16 protein-coding genes are annotated in these 18,108 nt (G+C 32.6%); 8 read left to right on the top strand and 8 right to left on the bottom strand.

All coding sequences use genetic code 11. The features are described from left to right. The first annotated feature begins 3 nt into the window (after nucleotides 1–3). From OEA66_RS08485 to OEA66_RS08460, 6 genes are all read left to right on the top strand, one after another. Nucleotides 4–663 carry a YggS family pyridoxal phosphate-dependent enzyme gene (locus OEA66_RS08485; RefSeq protein WP_267280963.1) on the top strand — a complete coding sequence of 220 codons (660 nt, stop codon included), beginning with the start codon at nucleotides 4–6 and terminating at the stop codon, nucleotides 661–663. Between the two features lie 56 nt (nucleotides 664–719). Continuing rightward, the gene (locus OEA66_RS08480; protein WP_267280962.1) at nucleotides 720–1,904 is read left to right on the top strand and encodes a sigma-54-dependent transcriptional regulator; all 1,185 of its coding nucleotides are present in this window, start codon (nucleotides 720–722) and stop codon (nucleotides 1,902–1,904) included. Nucleotides 1,905–1,974: 70 nt separating this feature from the next. Next, entirely contained in the window at nucleotides 1,975–3,369 is a 1,395-nt protein-coding gene (locus tag OEA66_RS08475) for an MATE family efflux transporter (RefSeq protein WP_267280961.1), read from the top strand. Nucleotides 3,370–3,684: 315 nt separating this feature from the next. Continuing rightward, the gene (locus tag OEA66_RS08470) at nucleotides 3,685–4,248 is read left to right on the top strand and encodes a hypothetical protein (RefSeq protein WP_267280960.1); all 564 of its coding nucleotides are present in this window, start codon (nucleotides 3,685–3,687) and stop codon (nucleotides 4,246–4,248) included. 40 nt (nucleotides 4,249–4,288) lie between these two features. Then, on the top strand, nucleotides 4,289–4,798 hold the full coding sequence (locus tag OEA66_RS08465) for a GNAT family N-acetyltransferase (protein WP_267280959.1): 510 nt from the start codon (nucleotides 4,289–4,291) through the stop codon (nucleotides 4,796–4,798). A gap of 142 nt (nucleotides 4,799–4,940) precedes the next feature. After that, entirely contained in the window at nucleotides 4,941–6,236 is a 1,296-nt protein-coding gene (locus OEA66_RS08460) for an Ig-like domain-containing domain (protein WP_267280958.1), read from the top strand. A 109-nt stretch (nucleotides 6,237–6,345) separates the two neighbouring features. Here the strand turns inward: OEA66_RS08460 and OEA66_RS08455 are convergent, their stop codons facing one another. From OEA66_RS08455 to OEA66_RS08420, 8 genes are all read right to left on the bottom strand, one after another. Beyond that, the gene (locus OEA66_RS08455; RefSeq protein ID WP_267280957.1) at nucleotides 6,346–7,062 is read right to left on the bottom strand and encodes a hypothetical protein; all 717 of its coding nucleotides are present in this window, start codon (nucleotides 7,060–7,062) and stop codon (nucleotides 6,346–6,348) included. A 33-nt stretch (nucleotides 7,063–7,095) separates the two neighbouring features. Then, the gene (locus OEA66_RS08450; RefSeq protein WP_267280956.1) at nucleotides 7,096–7,602 is read right to left on the bottom strand and encodes a GNAT family N-acetyltransferase; all 507 of its coding nucleotides are present in this window, start codon (nucleotides 7,600–7,602) and stop codon (nucleotides 7,096–7,098) included. 51 nt (nucleotides 7,603–7,653) lie between these two features. Continuing rightward, complete coding sequence (locus OEA66_RS08445; protein WP_267280955.1) at nucleotides 7,654–8,229, bottom strand: Crp/Fnr family transcriptional regulator; 576 nt, start codon at nucleotides 8,227–8,229, stop codon at nucleotides 7,654–7,656. Between the two features lie 340 nt (nucleotides 8,230–8,569). After that, entirely contained in the window at nucleotides 8,570–10,972 is a 2,403-nt protein-coding gene (locus OEA66_RS08440) for an alpha/beta hydrolase family protein (protein ID WP_267280954.1), read from the bottom strand. 156 nt (nucleotides 10,973–11,128) lie between these two features. Further along, complete coding sequence (locus OEA66_RS08435) at nucleotides 11,129–12,310, bottom strand: aminotransferase class V-fold PLP-dependent enzyme (protein ID WP_267280953.1); 1,182 nt, start codon at nucleotides 12,308–12,310, stop codon at nucleotides 11,129–11,131. Nucleotides 12,311–12,456: 146 nt separating this feature from the next. Beyond that, a complete protein-coding gene (locus tag OEA66_RS08430; protein ID WP_267280952.1) occupies nucleotides 12,457–13,602 on the bottom strand; it encodes a hypothetical protein in 1,146 nt (381 codons plus the stop codon). Between the two features lie 30 nt (nucleotides 13,603–13,632). After that, complete coding sequence (locus tag OEA66_RS08425) at nucleotides 13,633–14,526, bottom strand: TssN family type VI secretion system protein (protein ID WP_267280951.1); 894 nt, start codon at nucleotides 14,524–14,526, stop codon at nucleotides 13,633–13,635. Between the two features lie 54 nt (nucleotides 14,527–14,580). Next, a complete protein-coding gene (locus OEA66_RS08420) occupies nucleotides 14,581–15,522 on the bottom strand; it encodes a type VI secretion system baseplate subunit TssG (RefSeq protein WP_267280950.1) in 942 nt (313 codons plus the stop codon). A gap of 295 nt (nucleotides 15,523–15,817) precedes the next feature. On the opposite strand from OEA66_RS08420, the gene OEA66_RS08415 reads away from it, so the two are divergent. Both OEA66_RS08415 and OEA66_RS08410 read left to right on the top strand, forming a co-directional pair. Then, nucleotides 15,818–16,609, top strand: coding sequence for a S1/P1 nuclease (locus OEA66_RS08415; protein ID WP_267280949.1), 792 nt, complete (start codon nucleotides 15,818–15,820; stop codon nucleotides 16,607–16,609). Nucleotides 16,610–17,123: 514 nt separating this feature from the next. Continuing rightward, nucleotides 17,124–17,990: a sigma-70 family RNA polymerase sigma factor gene (locus tag OEA66_RS08410; protein WP_034757900.1), complete on the top strand. Its 867-nt coding sequence runs from the start codon at nucleotides 17,124–17,126 to the stop codon at nucleotides 17,988–17,990. Nucleotides 17,991–18,108 lie beyond the last annotated feature (118 nt).

Below are 18,108 nucleotides of genomic sequence, written 5' to 3'. Positions count from 1 at the left end.
TTTATGAGCATTCAGGAAAATTATAATAATATAAAAAGTCAACTTCCAGAAAATGTTGAATTAGTTGCGGTTTCAAAAACACATCCTGTTTCTGCAATTCAGGAAGTTTATAATCTCGGACAAAGAGTTTTTGGTGAAAATAAAGTACAGGAACTGACCGAAAAACATCCTTTGTTACCGAAAGATATTCAGTGGCATTTAATTGGTCATCTTCAAACCAATAAAGTAAAATATATTGCAGAATTTATTGATACCATTCAAAGTGTAGATTCTGAGAAACTTTTAAATGAAATCAATAAAGAGGCTGCAAAAAACAAACGTGCAATTAAAGTTTTGTTACAGGTGAAAATTGCTGAAGAAGAAAGTAAATTCGGATTGGAAATTTCTGAAACAAAAGATTTATTTCAAAAATTCATTAACGGAGATTTTCCCAATGTTGAGATTACCGGTTTAATGGGAATGGCAACGTTTACAGAAGATGAAACTCAAATCAGAAAAGAGTTTTCAATATTAAAAAATCTTTTCGATGAATTAAATCAAATTCGAAAATTAGAAACCTTATCAATGGGAATGAGCGATGACTTTCCTATTGCGATTGAGAGTGGCGCCAATTCTGTACGTGTAGGTTCTGCAATTTTTGGACGAAGAGATTACTCAATATAGACTTTTGGGAATGATTTTTGCTAATACTCAAGCAAAAAATACCTAAATTTGCGACTATGCAAAAAATCCTTATTGTAGAAGACGAAAAAGCAATCTCCGGAGTACTCCACAGTATCCTTTCGGATGAATTAACTGACTATGAATTTGTCATTGCCGACGACGGCTTAGAAGGCTATAAACATATAGAGAAAGAAGATTTCGCATTGATTATCTCAGATATCAAAATGCCAAAACTTTCAGGAACTGAGCTTTTAAAGCAAAGTTTAGCTCTTAAACCGGAATCTACATTCATTATGATTTCCGGTCATGCCGACATCGATTCTGCAGTTTCTTGCTTGAAGGACGGTGCATACGATTTTATTTCCAAGCCAATTGATATTAACCGATTGATTACAAGTGTAAAAAATGCTTTGGTAAAGGAAACCTTAAAGAAAGAAAACAAAAATCTTCAGACTGAAAATAAAACCCTGAAAAAGAAAGTCAACAAGAAATATCAAATGATTGGTGAATCTGCTGCGTTGAAGAAAATTCAGGATATGATTGAAAAAGTAGCAGCTTCTGATGCCAGAGTTTTGATTACAGGACCCAATGGTGCGGGTAAAGAACTGGTTGCTCATTCTATTCACAATTTAAGTGAAAGATCGAGAGGACCAATGGTTGAAGTAAACTGTGCTGCAATTCCTTCTGAATTGATTGAATCTGAACTTTTCGGACATGTAAAAGGTTCTTTTACAGGAGCAATTAAGGACAAACAAGGAAAATTTGAGCAGGCAAACGGAGGAACAATTTTCTTAGACGAAATTGGAGATATGAGTCTTATTGCTCAGGCAAAAGTGTTGAGAGCATTGCAGGAAAGCAAAGTTTCTCCTGTAGGAAGCGATAAAGAAATCAAAGTTGACGTAAGAGTTTTGGCTGCAACCAATAAAAATATGCAGGTAGAAATTGAAGCAGGAAGATTCAGAGAAGATCTATACCACAGACTTTCTGTAATTGAAATCTACGTTCCGCCATTGGATGACAGAAAAGAAGATATCTGTCTTTTGGTGAGTCATTTTTCGGGAATAATTGCTGATGAACAAGGTAATGCCGTTAAAAAATTCGACGATAAAGCGATTGATGCCTTAAAAGCACTTTCGTGGACTGGAAATATCAGAGAGCTGAGAAATGTTGTGGAAAGACTTATTATTCTTGGAGGAAACTCAGTTTCTGAAGAAGACGTTGCAAGTTTTGTGAGAAAATAATTTAATTCTAAATTAAAATATATTTAAAAAATTTGCAGTATTTATGCTGCAGATTTTTTTTTGAACTATTATGAGCTTTTTAAATAAAAATTACACGAAAGAAGCGTTAACATTGGCTCTTCCGGTAATGCTTACGCAGGTTGGGCAGGCTTCTGTAAATCTTTTCGATAACATCATTGTAGGGCAATTGTTGGGCGCAGATGCTTTGGCATCCGTTTCTTTAGGAAATGCCGTATTCTTCTCAATGTTTGTCTTGGCATTGGGATTTTCATTTGCCATTCCGCCATTGGTTTCGGAGGCGCATTCTCAGAATGACCATAAAACTATTAATTCGGTTTTCAGTCATGGATTTGTAATTAATATGACCGTCGGAATCATCCTAATGTTGCTATTGTTCGCAGGATTACCACTACTCTATCATTCGGGACAACCGGCGAAAATTATTCCTGATACTGTAGATTTTCTTTGGATTATGGCAATCAGCATTATTCCGTTTATGGCGTTTCAGACTTTGAGAGAAGTTTCTGAAGGACTTTCTTACACAATTGGAGTTACAAAAGCGACTATTATTGCAAACGTGATTAACATTGTTTTGAATTACGTTTTAATCAAAGGACTCTGGATTTTCCCTGAAATGGGAGTAAAAGGTTCTGCTTTAGCAAGTTTAATTGCCAGAATTTCCATGGTAGTTTTCCTTTATTTTGTACTGATGAAGGAACCAAAAACCAAACAATACATCAAAGAATTTTCATTGAAAATGCAGGTTTTCTCAAAGAAAATGTTTGAAAAAATGGTTCGATTAGGTTTCCCTACAGCTTTACAAATGTTTTTCGAAGTTACCGCTTTTGCCGGAGCAGCATTTATCTGCGGTATAACCTTTGGAGATGATGCAATGGCACAACAATTTGCAGCCCACCAAATTGCATCTCATCAAATTGCCTTAAGTGTAGCTTCATTTACCTTTAACTTATGTATTGGTTTCAGTGTAGCTTCAACAGTGATGATTGGCAGAAAGCTGGGTGAACAAAATTTTATTGAATTAAGAAAAATAGGAATCAACAACCTTAAAATTGCTTTTCTTTTCATGTGTATTTGTGGAATCATTTTCGTTTTAGCAAGAGATATTCTGCCTACATTCTTTACAAAAGCTAACGAAATTGAAGTAATTATGTTAGCATCAAAACTAATGATTATTGCTGCTTTATTTCAGCTTTCGGATGGAATTCAGGTAACGGCTTTAGGAATGTTGCGAGGTTTGCAGGACGTGAGAATCCCGTCAATAATTACATTTATTGCGTATTGGTTGATTACCATTCCCTTAGGATATTTCCTTTGTGTGACCTTAAAAATGGGTGCTTTCGGAATGTGGATTGCGCTCGGATTGGGATTAACAATTTCCGCATGTATGTTGGTCAAACGATTCCTGAATATGTCTGCAAGACGGATTAAAGGAAATAAAATATAAATTGAAAGCGGTCTTTGGATCGCTTTTTTATTAAAAAAATAAATAACTTTAGAAAAATATTTAAGATGATAAAGAAGTTTTTAGTGCTTACATTATTGGTTTGTTTTTCGAAGTTTTTCACACAGAGAACTGACAGGTTTATTTTTCACTCATCACCTTCTTTTCATGATGGTTTCACATTGGAATTACTTGAAGGTGATATTTTAAGATTTACTACTAAGAATAATTATTATATTTTAAATTCTCTGAAACCAAAAAAAAACAGATTTTCCTGAATCATACTACAATGATGATAATTTATCTAATAATAACCAATTGCTCTCTAATTCAAGCTTTGAAGTCATATTAGATAATGAAGTTAAAAATAGTTTAGTAGAAAAATTTAAGAAATTAGCTGAGCTTTCAAAGAAAATCGATGAGGAAAAATTAGGTTACGATGGTATTACATTTTCTGTTGATTTGTATGACGGGAAACCTGTAAAAATTTGGAGTCCAGACAAAACTTCACTAGAGGGAAGTATAATAGTCGAGTTACTTGATTATCTTAAATTACTATATAGACCAAATTCTATTGTTGATAAATATATTTTTGAAAGCAGGTTTTATGTTGATGATGAAAATGTTCTTGAAGTCATTAATTATGATCCTCTTTTTGTAAAATTTTATGATTTATCATTTTCTTATTTAAGTTGTGGTAAATTAGAAAATAAAATCAATGATTTGCCAAATTCAAAAATCATATATCTTGATTTTTCTCAAGTCAAAAATGAATTAAATGCTGATATAAAGAAATGTTTTGCTAATGAAATTAATAAAAAGTTTAAGCAAATAAAATTGATCCAGACTGAAGAAACTGGACATTTTAATACAATAAAATGATTTTAAAATCTTTTATTCCTAGAATACTACATTTTAATCGATGAAAACAATACTAGAAACAGATCGTCTTTTGCTCAGAGAATTTGATATCAGCGATGCTAAAATTTTTTATGAATTAAATCTAAATCCAAACGTTATAAAATACACTGGAAATTCTGCATTTAAAGATATTGATGAAGCTAAAGATTTCCTGAAGAATTATTCCGATTATCAAAGAAACGGCTATGGAAGATGGGCAGTTATTGATAAATCAACAAATCAATTTCTCGGTTGGTGCGGATTAAAGTATGACGAAAACCTAAATGAAACAGACATTGGTTTTCGTTTTTTTGAACATTTCTGGAATCTAGGATTTGCTACAGAAAGCGCAAAAGCCTGTATCGATTATGGCTTTAATGAATTAAATTTAAATACGATTGTCGGTAGAGCTATGAAAGAAAATACAGCTTCCATCAAAGTTTTAGAAAAAATAGGACTTTCTTATGAAAAGAATTTTGACTTTGATGGGAAAGATGGCGTGATATATAGAATTAAAAATACAAAGTTTTAATTTTAAATAATTTTATCTAAAAAGCGATGAATGCCGGAAAATTTAAAATTAAAAAATCAACATTAATGGAATTAATTGGAAATATTCTATGATTTTCGAAGAAGTTTAGATAATTTTACAGAAATTATTTACGCCATTTTAAATGAAATCAAGAATTATTTCTGCTTTGCTTATTTTAAGCATTTCAAAATTTCACTCTCAGAAAAAAAATTACATTTTTACAAGCGATATCAATCATTATTGGGAAGCTTACGACCAAATTAAAAAGACTGATAATACCCATAAAAAATATGAATTAATCAATACCTTGTACATCGATAAAGCTTCTTATGGATTAAAAGCTTTCATGAAAAAGAGAAACCTCAACGACAGTCTCTTTGTTGAAAATATTGAAAAGTTACCGAGATATTGGAATTCTATACGAAATTCAACTTTAGAAATAAAATCTAAGCAAAAGCAGATTGAAAAATATATCAAAAAATTCAACAAAATTTATCCTGAGCTCAAGCCAGCCAACATTTATTTTACCATTGGTGGATTAGCATCCGGTGGAACTACCGATTCTGATATGGTATTAATCGGCTCTGAAATTTTGGTTGGAAATCCCAATACAGATACTTCTGAGCTAAGTTCTGACTGGCTGAAAAATACTTTTAAACATAAGAAATACATAGATGTTGTTTATCTAACGATTCATGAATATGTTCATACAAATCAAAAAAAAGGCTATGTAAATCTTTTGGGACATTCGATAAAAGAAGGTTCTTGTGATTTTATTGCTGAATTAGTTTTAGGAGAACCTATTAAAACGTTTTATATTGAATATGGAAAATCTAATCTGTCTAAGGTAAAAGAAGATTTTAAAGCTGAAATGTATTCTAACCGTAATGATAAATGGCTTTATAATGGCGAAAAATCTGCCAATCCAGATTTGGGTTATTTTATGGGTTATGAAATTTCAAAATCATATTATCAAAATCATTTCGATAAAAAACAGGCTGTAAAAGATATTATTGAATTGGATTTCGGTAATGAAAAAGCTATTGATGAATTTGTAGAAAAGTCTAAATTCTTTGGCAACACAATCAATAAGGACGAAATTATCAAAAATTACGAATCGAATATACCAAAGGTTGTAAAAATTGAACCTTTTGATAATGATAGCAAGAATGTAGATACAGCGACAAAGCAGATTAAGATTACCTTTTCTAAGAAAATGAAAGATGTGTCTCTTAATTTTTCAAAAAATGGTAAAGAACATTTTCCACTTCAGAAAAAACTTGGTTTTGAAAATGATAAAACCACACTTATTTTGGAAACTGTGGCTCTTAAGCCAAATACAACCTATGATTTTTATATCACCAATCGAAATACAGAATCTGAAGACGGATATCAATTCGAAGCAGCTGAATATAAAATAGAATTTACAACGCTATAATAATGATTTGAAGTTTCTTTTTAGATTAAAATTCCATCATGACCTAAATAAGTTAGTAGGATTGAATCTTTAACAAAATCTTTAAAGTTAGTATTCATTCTGATCAGCTTTATTTGCAATAATCAAGATACTGTTTAATCATGTCAGATTTATACTTCTTTTCAAAATACAGCAAATTTCGATAATATGCCTTTTTCTGCTCAGTATAAAAATTATATTCACAAACTAATTCAACCAAACTTTGTGATGAATTTTGATCATTCAAGATTGCTTTTTCCATTTTTAAAAGCAAAGAATCAATTTCAGAATTATTCCATTTGGTTTCTACTTTAAGGTCTTCTAAAATAGATTTATCAAAACCATGTGGTAAACTTTTACTATTTAAAATACTGTCGTTATATTTTTTGAAACCTTGAGCCTGACTTATTACATTTTTTTCTTCAAAAGTACTTCTATATATTTCGTCAGCTAAAAAAGATTCATAACCAGTACATCCTGAAGCAATTTCTATTGGTTTATTATTTTTTAAAAAGTAATTAAATATTTTTAAAACTCTGTCCGATTTTCTTTGCAATAATATTTTTGCAACATAAGATTGAGCCACTACATTACCATTGAATGCAATAAACTCCAATTCATTATCCGAAGCCAATGTGCCTATTTTCTGAGCAATATTATAAATATTACTTTCATCAGCTGCAAAGCCAATATATTTAGCTTCATAACTCTCACTTTTAGAAAGTTGTTGATAGAGGTTATTTACTTCTGGAGATAATTGAGCATAACTAAAACATGAAGAAAAAATAAATAGTACTATTTTTTTCATTTGATTCTTTTTTTGACATAACAATAAAAAACTTTACACTGAAATTCTTTTCCCCAATATTTTCAAAGTACACTCTACTCCATCTAAAACTGCTACATTTGGTAAAATTCCCCAATCTTCAAAACCAAAATACTGAAAGAGTTTTATGCTAGGTTCATTATGTAAAAATATAAACCCCAACAAGGTTTTCACTCCAAATTTTCCGGCATTGTCGATACAGTATTGCAAAGTTGTTTTACCATAGCCTTTTCCTCGGAAATTTTCATCCATATAAATACTGATTTCTACGGTTCCATTGTAAGCCGGTCTTCCGTAAAATGACGAGAAACTTACCCAACCTACCATATTATTTTCAGCATCTTCGATTACCCAAAGCGGTCTTCTTTCAGGAGTATGTTCATAAAACCACTGATGTCGGCTTTCCACAGAAATAGGTTCTGTATCTGCTGTAACCATTCTTGATTCTATGGTTGAATTGTAGATTTCAACAATCCTTTTTAAGTCTTCTAATTTTGCATCTCTGAACTTAAGCTCATCCATTTTGTAACAGAATTTCCACAAAGATACTGGAAGATTTAATTGGGAGTTTAATTACAATGTCTTTTTCTTTTCATAATCTTTTATGGCTTTGGTAAGACTTTTTACAGTCGTTCCCAAATAGGAAGCCATGTCTTCTTTTGAAATTTTCATTTCTTTTGCTTTTAAATCTAAAAGTTGAGACAACGTATGTTCTGTAGCATGAAGTTGTTGATAAGAAGATCGGTTTGAAGTGTTCACAATACGTTCGGCAAAAACATCCAACAGTAAATTATTTAAATTAAGATCACTTTTAATCAACGACTGGAAGTATGGAATCGTTATGGTAAAAACAGTCACTTCTGTAATCGCTTCAATGCTGCAAATACACGGAACATTCTTCATCATTTCTATTTCGCCAAGAATTTCGCCTTTTCCTAAAAACTCAACAATGTACTCCTCTTTATTTTCTTCCGTAAAAAAGCATTTGGTGATTCCGCTTTTAATAAGCATTATTTTGTCGGAAACTTCGCCTTGCGTCAATAATTTTTCGTCTTTCTCAAAAGATTCTAGAATAATGTTTTCCTTATGTTCCTGATTACTATAAAGGATTTCTAAATAATTTAAAAAAGATTGATTCGTTCTTAACATAAATTTTTATTTCTGATAGATATCCTTTCGGAATCTATTGTTTATACTCATTTTATCAGCAGAAAATTACAAAAACTAAAATGAACTTAACATGAATTATTTAAAATTAATTAACCCGTTATGCATTTTGAAAAATTTTAATATTGAATTCGTCAATTCGAGTGTTTTTTTCGTAACAAAGTGGAGAAAAAATGTATCGAGATTAGATTTATCTTCAATATTACAAGCTTCTCGATACGATTTTTTTTCAAAAATCTACTCGAATTGACGAAAGTACTTTAAAATGTACAAAGGGTAAATCATAAAAAAACTCGCTCCACAGAACGAGTTTTTTATTTAATTATTTCTTAAGACATTTCTCTAAAAACTGATCTTGTTCCCAAAGCAAATGAAGAATATTTTCTTTTGCGGCATAACCGTGAGATTCCTTCGGAAGAAGCACCATTCTCACCGGAGCACCAAGGTTTTTCAAAGCTTGGAAGTATCTTTCGGTCTGTAAAGTAAATGTTCCCGGATTATTGTCTGCATCACCATGAACCAGCAACATCGGCGTTTTCATTTTATCGGCATTCATAAACGGAGACATTGTATTGTAAATTTCCGGAACATCCCAGTAATTTCTCTGTTCGCTTTGGAAACCAAATGGTGTCAAGGTTCTGTTGTACGCTCCGCTTCTTGCAATTCCGCATGCATAATCTTTGGAATGCGTCAAAAGGTTTGCTGTCATAAATGCACCATAAGAATGTCCTCCGACTGCAACTTTTGCTCTGTCGATATATCCCAATTGGTCTACAGCGTCAATAGCAGCTTTTCCGTTGGCAACTAATTGCGAAATGAAAGTATCATTTGGTTCAGTCTTTCCTTCTCCAATAATTGGGAATGCTGCATCATCCAATACGGCATAACCTTTCGCAGTCCAATACACAAATGAACCATAATATGGGAACGTAAAATCGTTCGGATTTTGAGTGTTTTGCCCTGCTGTATTTTTGTCTTTATATTCTGTAGGATATGCCCAAATCAACAACGGCAGCTTTTCTTTTTTCCCTTTTCTGTCGTAGTTTGCAGGTAAATAAAGCGTTCCGGTTAAAGTAACTCCGTCATTTCTTTTGTAGGTAATTACTTCCTTATAAACATCTTTGATGCTTTCAAACGGATTGGCAAAATTCGTAACAGGCTCAGATTTATTAGATTTAATATTTTTCTTAAAATAATTCGGGTACTGACTTGCCGACTGTTGAATCGTTAACACCTCTCCTTTTTTAGGGTCAAGAATATCAATGATTTCTTCTTTTGCTCCTTTAAGATTTGATGTGTAGAGTCTTTTCTTTTTTAAAGATTTCATATCCATTTCATCAATGAAAGGATGTTGTCCTTCTTTTGTAAATCCGGCTCCGATAAGATAAGATTTTTCACCTTTCATGTCGATAACATATCTTCCAAAATCATTTTTGGTTGTGTTGAAATTTCCCGGATCATTGTAAACATCTTGATAATTTCTGTCTTCAATTACCTGAGATTTACCATCATTTAAATCAACCAGATAAGATTTTGTATTTCTGGTATCGTACCAACCTTCAGATACAATTGCGTAGTGATTATTCGTCCAACTTGTTCCTTCGTATCTCTGTTTTGTTTTAAAGAAAGATTTTGGATGTTCATTAAACGGAGCATTCCATGTGAAAATTTCATCTCTGAAATCAACGGTTTTAGACTGATCTCCTCCATCCAAAGCTTCAGCAAAAACCAAAGCTGATGGTTGATCTGCTCTCCACGTCATATCTCTTTTTCCGATTCTGACCGATGAAAAACCTTTTGGCATAATCTCGGTAAGTGGAACTTCATTTACCACTTTTACTTCTGTTCCTTTTGCATCATACACTTTTGCAGTCGAAGGAAATCTGCTCAAAGGAACGATGTAAGAAAACGGTTTTTTAATCGTCGTTGCCAGCAAATAATTTCCATCGGGAGAATAACTTAAACCTGCAAAAATATCTTTATCCTTGAATTTTTTAAGATTACCATTCAAATCTACATGATACAATTCTGAGTTGGTAAGCATTTCAAAATTCTTCTCATCCTGCGGATTTTTAAGCAAATCCTGATACGTTCTGTTTTGTGAAACTTTTCCGTCTGCCGTAGAAACAATCGGTCCGGTTGGTAAATCTTTAGAAAAATCGATGAGCTGTCCTCTATTTTCAGGCAAAACTTTAATTAAAAAGCTCTGAGAATCTTTCATCCAAGTATATGGATTCCCCAAATTGGCATTCAGGTTGTCTTTAGTAATTTTTTTCGCCGTTGCAGTTTCTAAATCAATTACCCAAAGTTCAACACCTTTATCGGTTGTATTGGTAAAAGCTAATTTCTTTTCGTCAGGTGAAAATGATGTATTGGTAATTTTAGGGTTTACAGGTAAATTTTTAACCTGAATTTCCGTTTTATCATTCATCTTACGAACTTTAAGATTATTTGAATACGTAATTGTACTCGAAATATTCGTACCCGGATTGATTCTTAAACCTCCCAACTTCATTTCCTGTTGATTGAGGTCATCCAAAGTTTTGTAAGTCGGACGGTAAGTAAAAATTACCCAATCTTTTTTTGAATTGGTCAAAACACTTGGTGGTCGGTCGTAATCCGCCAGTTTAAGAATTTCAGCAGATGGTTTTTGATACGTAATATTTTCCTGAGCTTCATAAAAATTGAGAAACGCAAGAAGGCAGATGGTTAACTTGATCTTCATTTTCTTTTTGATTTTTCACGAATTTAATGAAAAGTAATTAATTGCATGTTTTATCATAATAATTAATTTTAACGCAAAGTGCGCAAAGATTTTTCTTTATGCAATTCAACGTTTTTAAGTTCGCAAAGGCGTTTCACTCAGCAAAGCCTCAAAGAATTACCTATCTAAGCTCTTTTTCAAGATTTCAGAAACCCTTTCGATTTCTTCTAATGTATTGAAATAATGAGGCGAAAGTCTTACTGCTCCTTCAACCTTTTTGTCAGTAAAATCAATCAATGCAGAATGTTTGTAGCTTGCTGAAAAGAAAACATTATTTTCTCTCAAAACATTCTGAATATTCTCCAGGTCATTATCCGAACCGCAGAAAGTAACGATGCTGCTTAAGTTTTTTCCAAAATCTAGAACTTTAAAACCACTTTCTGCAAGATTTGTTCTAAGTGTTTCTGCTAAATTTCTGTTGTAATTTTCAATTTGACTTAAACCAATATTGTCGGCATATTTTACAGCTTCCATCATTCCCAAAACTGCGGCATAAGAAACTTCCCAATGCTCGAATCTTTTAGCTGTTTTAAATAATTCATAATCATCGTATTCAGACCAGTGAGCTCCTCTCATATCCAATAAAACAGGTGCATAATCCTGTTCCAAAACTCGGTCTGAAACATATAAAAATCCGCTTCCTCTTGGTCCTCTCATAAATTTCCTTCCCGTTGCAGTTAGAAAATCACAACCTATTTTTTCAACGTCAACAACCATTTGTCCAACTGATTGACAACAATCTGCTAAATACAAAACATCATATTGACGACAGATTTCTCCGACACTTTCTACATCCTGAATCAATCCTGAATTTGTAGGAATGTGGGTAATAGCGACCAATTTCGGATGATGTTCTTTGATTAAGTTTTCAAGATCTTCCAAATCCAGTTCGTTGTTCTCAAGTTTTTTTACTCTGAGGACTTTTACATTTAATCTTTTTTGAAGTGAAATAAAAGTAATCTGATTGGAAATATAATCATCAATGGTTGTAATAATGGCATCTCCTTCTTTAAAAATAATACTCGAAAGTGCCTTGGCAAAAGCTTCTGTGGCACTCGTCATAAAGGCAATATTGGACGGTTTACAATTAATAAGTTTTGCAGTTTCAGTATAGAAATTTTCAAGCAATTTAGCATTTCTGTTAGCAACTTCATAACCTCCGAACTGCTCTTCCTGTTTCAGGTAATCAATCATTGAATCTACCACAACATTGGGCATCAATGATGAACCCGCATTATTGAAGAAAAGTTTCCCATCTGATAAACCTCTTATTTCTTGTCTTATTTTATCTGTATTCATTTTTATTTTTTTAACCTCTAAATCTGCCTGATTTTCTTTTAATTTGAATTTTATCTCGTGTAGATTTATTGAAATTTTATTTGACAATTTTATACAAAAAATCCCGAATCTGAAGTATCGGGATTTATCTATTTTAAAATTTATTTTTAGTCTAAAACACTCCAACCTCTCTTCGGATTGGTATTTGAAGAAACCTCCTGTTCGTTGACAATAATGTTTTCTTTTCTCTGTCCGATATAATCAAGTTCGCTAAGTTTTGAGAAAATATTTTCAAGGCTTTTCAGCATCAAACTAATGTGTAAAAGTGGTTCGCCCGAATTGTGATGGTCATAATTCGTTTCCGCAACTGTTGAAAGCTGATTCAGTAAAGTATGCGGTGCAATTTCACTCCATTCCAAGCTGTAATTCAGCATTTCCTCCAATTCTCCGGGAATTAAAATCTGAGTCGAATTGTACATTCTCAACGCTAATTTCGCAAAAGTTTCAATTAAAAAAACTGGTGGTTGATATGGAATGATATTTCTGAACTGAAAATACATATCTCCAAAAGTATTCACCAAAACATTACACAAAGCTTTTACATTTAACGCTAAAGAAGTGTTTTGATTTTTATGGGAAGCTTTTTGAATGATTTTAAATGCATATTGCTGTAAATTTCCGATAGATTTCGCAAATCCGTTGTAATAATCTATCAATACAGGATGACTCTGAATCGACGTACAGGGCGGGATAAAATTGGTATTCACCTGAGCAATGTTTCCTTTAAAATCTACTTTTCCGACAACCAGATAATTTCCTCCAGAATAATTACTGTTCAACGAACTTACAGGAAGCAATTCGATGTGATAATTAGAATGCGCATTTGGATGTCTCGGCGGAATTTCTTCTGGGTCGATATCTCCGAAAGGCACTTTATCAAAAGGATTTACAGATATTAGAATATAATATTCTCCGTCCATTTGGTTTTCATCGATATTTAAAGATTTAGCCAAAGTTTTAACACTAACTCTTCTATCTTTTAGTTCCAATCTGTATCCAGCCAAAGTTACAGCGCTGCAGTTTTTGATAAACAGTTGAACATCGTTTGTCGCTGTATTATGAACATCAAAGATCGTTTTATCTGTAAATTCATTTGACAATGGTAGCAAACCATAATTATAATTGGTAATCGCAAGAGAATTTGCATCTCTTATCGTGTCTATTAAAAAGTTATCCTGATCATTAAGATGTCTTTGTGAGACTTTCATTCCATCAACCCAGTTGATAGCAAAATGTTTTATGGGCTGTATCATATTGTAATATTTTTATTGGTGTGATTTGATTTATTTTTTTCCTTCTTCTTCGTGCTGAATTACTCTTTTACAGATAACAACTTCGTTCTCCGAAATTGTATTTGTAGTAATATCCTGATCGAAATCAATGTATTTTCGAAAACTGAAAAACGATTTCTTCGTATAAAATATCCAGTAATAAGATTCTTTTTGTTCGTTTGTTAAATGAATAACAGATTTTGGGTTCTTATGGTTGTAATCGTCTACAACTCTAAAAAACCAGTCTCCGAATGTTACTCCGGTCGGTAGAGTTTTAGCTTTAATTCTAAAACGGTTTGCGTCTTCTAGATTTTTACTCAATTCAACATTTAAAACCATTAAACGGTCAAAATCTGCACCATCAAAATCAGGTGGTTTTTGGTCGGGAGAATATCTCCAGGTTTTGTAAATATCAACCGGAATACTGATAAACATGATATAGCAGTAATAAAAAACGATTGGCACAAAAAATATAAGAACGCTGGTTGCAGACATTACAGGATATCCCGCTCCTTTGCTGATCCATCCGAAAATCAAAAAGAAAAGATAAGCTCCTACAAGGGCACAGGTTACTGATAAAACAGATTCAAATAAAATACTTGTTGTCTGTGACTTGAAATGTTTTCTGAAGAAATTATGCATTAAATTCACATGAATAATCCCGAACACGAGATAAATAATCTGTGAAATTAAATACCAATAAGGATTAAATGAATTTCCTGCAAAACCAAAAAAACCAGGCAATGCAAGACACAAACTAGATAAAAGTACATATACAATAATGACTCTTATTTTTACAGCAGGTTGATTTTTTCTGATTACACCCAAAATCACCATCATTATGACAGCAATAAGCGGCACTAAAATATACCTTAAAAATATACCTTTTACTGAAGAAATTTCCATTTATTTCTTTTAATATTTAGTTGATTGATGAATTGTAAATATAATTAAAATATTTTACAGAAACGTAGAATAACCGAGCCTGTTTGCATTTCTTTGGTCGTCTTCGAGCACAAAAGAATAGTCTTTTTTTTCTGTAATAAAATTTTCTTCAATATCTACAGAAACAGGAAGGCAATAATCGTACAAAGCTTGCAAAACTTTCCTAAAAGGATTTCCGGGAATGTAGTTTTTCATCTCGTCATAAGGAATCGGGCCAATGTTTACAATCCAGTTTCTTTCGCCATCCATATGCTTTCCGCTTGCGATGTAAGTCACTCCCAGTCTGGAATTTCCCAAAAGTATGGAAGAATCATCTTCTTTCATCCTGTCGATTTCGTTGGGTGTAAAAGTAATTTCGACAGGAACTTTCAAGAAAGCGGTCATACAACGCTCAAACCATTTTTTATCACCTCTTATATTATGAAAAAACGGTAAAATATGAAGGAAAATATAGGCATTCTGCTTATCAAGCATTTTGATAATCGGCCATAGTTCGCTGAAAATATGGAGAAGAGAATCTGTCTCACTTGCCAAATCGAAATCATATTCTTTCAGCAAAGCACTGATTTCTGTAAAGAAAACTTCCAGCTCAAAAGGTCTGAAAAACTTTCTGGCATCATCTTCTACCCTTTTCTGTTTACGAATTTCTTTTACAACACTTTCCACATTTTTTCTCGACGTATTGAGTGAAGGCGGATGGAAAAGACCTTCAGGAAGATAATCGTAGATTCCTTCACGGTATGTTTTTATACTGAGAACTTCTTCGTCAAATCCCAAATAATGGCTAGAAATACTTTTTATATCTTTAAGATAAGCTCTGTCATTTATTCCTATTCTTTCAATAAAAATATTGCTTACAGATCTGTGATATTTTAAGAGGTTTACAGCAACTGCTTCAGCTCTAAAATCTGTCTGCAGCTTGTTGTAATGCATATCTATCGTGCTGTTGTCGTACATATTTATATTCTGTGATCATGATTGGTATCGTAAAGATAAAATATCTCTTTATATTGAAAAAGTATTTGTATTAAATTTTTATGCTAAAAGCTAAAATTAAATCTAAATTATTGGTTTTCTTATGTATTAATCTTTATTAAGCTAAATATACATTAAATTACAACTAAAATTAACCCTGAAATTTAAATATGAGTTTTACATAAAATTAACAGTGCAACAACCAACAAATAATCATTTTAAACCTAAATTTCCATAAGGCTGACTTATCTTTGCAACTCGAAAATTAATTAAAGAAATGAAAAGTATTTATTCTAAAATTCTGCTTTTGACGTTCATTGCAAGTTCGGTTTATTCGTATGCATGGGGTTTGACTGGGCACAGAGTGATTGCAGAAATTGCAGAAAACCATCTCTCTGGAAAAGCAAAGCGAGAAATCAGAAAAATGTTGGGGCAGGAAAGAATGGCATATTGGGCAAACTGGCCTGATTTTATTAAATCTGATACTACAGGAGCATGGAAACAGGCTTCAGCTTGGCATTATGTAAACATTGATCCTAAAACAGATTTTACAGCTTTCGAAAAAGATCTGAAAGCTCAGGCTGGAGCAAATCTTTATTCTCAGATTAAGGTTTTGTCTAGCCAGATTAAGGATGAAAAAACTTCTGAAAAAGACAGAAAAATTGCTTTGATTTTCCTTATTCATATGATGGGAGATTTAGCACAGCCAATGCATACAGGAAGATCTGAAGATTTAGGAGGAAATAAAATTAACGTTACTTATTTTGGAGATAAAACAAATCTGCACTCAGTCTGGGACGGAAAGTTGGTTGATTCACAAAAATACAGCTACACAGAATATGCACATCTTTTAGATATTAAAACGAAAGATGAAGTAAAACAAATTCAATCTGGAACATTAGAAAACTGGTTATACGATTCTCATCAGATTGCCAATAAAATTTATGCACAAACTCCGGATGGTTCTAAATTGTCTTATGATTATCAGTATAAATTTAATGATATTATGGAAAGACAGCTTTTGTACGGAGGATTGAGACTGGCGAAGTTGTTGAATGATTTGTTCTAAAAAAAGTGAAGGGTCAATGGTGAATTTTAAAAGTTAATTTTATTTTTTGCCTTTAAATTATAGAGCGGAACTTCGGTTTCGCTTTTTTTTGTTTCGTCAGCTCGAGTGTTTTTCGAAATGCAATGGAGAAAAATGTATCGAGAGCTCTCAACCTAAAATTAATCAACTTCTCGATACAATTTTTTCAAAATCTACTCGAACTGACGTTATAATTCTATTATCGCTACTTTTTTGGTGTGGAGTTGTAACTAGCCCCGATAGAAACGACATCCTTTTTGGTGGCGGGCGGAACGAAGAGGAGACCGCTACCAAAAAGATACAGTGGATAGCGGGAAATAGCTTCTAAAAAAATTAAAATCTTACAAAAAAGATTTCGGACGGACTAAGCGGAATAATTTACAACTAATTTTCCTCTTTCAAATGAACTCAATAAAAAAATATTGCAATGTGTGTAACCTTTTTATTGTTTCAAACGTATAATATAATAGCAACTCTATTTTTGAGAACAGAATAAATGAGACAATTAAAAATAACCAAGCAGGTTACCAACAGGGAAACCGCTTCATTAGACAAGTATTTGCAGGAAATTGGTAAAGTAGAACTGATTACAGCAGACGAAGAAGTAGATTTGGCACAAAAAATCCGTGCAGGCGATAGAGTCGCACTGGAGAAATTAATTAAAGCCAACCTTCGTTTCGTAGTTTCAGTATCTAAACAGTACCAAAACCAAGGACTTTCTCTTCCCGATTTGATCAATGAAGGGAATTTAGGATTAATGAAAGCTGCAAAAAGATATGACGAAACCAGAGGTTTCAAATTTATCTCTTATGCGGTTTGGTGGATTCGTCAGTCGATTTTACAGGCTTTGGCAGAACAGTCTAGAATTGTAAGATTGCCATTGAACAAAATCGGTTCAATCAACAAAATCAACAAAGCTTACGCACACCTTGAGCAGGAAAACGAAAGACCACCTTCTCCGGAAGAATTGGCTGAAGTTCTTGACATGAGTGAAGAAGACATCAAAGAATCAATGAAAAACTCCGGAAGACACTTGTCTATGGATGCACCATTGGTTGAAGGTGAAGATTCTAATCTTTATGACGTATTGCGTTCTGGAGAATCTCCAAGCCCGGATAAAGATTTGATGCTTGAATCTCTTCAAATTGAAATTGAAAGAGCATTAAATACTTTGACACCTAGAGAGGCTGATTTGGTAAGATTGTACTTCGGATTGAACGGAAAACATCCAATGACTTTGGAAGAAATCGGAGAAACTTTTGATCTTACGAGAGAAAGAGTTCGTCAGATTAAAGAAAAAGCAATCAAAAGACTAAAACACAATACCAGAAGTAAGATTTTGAAGTCTTATTTAGGTAAGTAATTTTTAGTTTAAATAATTATAAAGCGGAGTTTGATTTTTTCAGACTCTGCTTTTTTTATTTTATTAAAATATGATATTTTAGACACGAATACACGAATTTTCTATTTCTTATTTCATA

This window comes from Chryseobacterium luquanense (assembly GCF_026460945.1).
GTDB classification, from domain to species: Bacteria; Bacteroidota; Bacteroidia; order Flavobacteriales; family Weeksellaceae; genus Chryseobacterium; species Chryseobacterium luquanense.
This window is presented reverse-complemented; position numbering and strand designations above follow the sequence as displayed.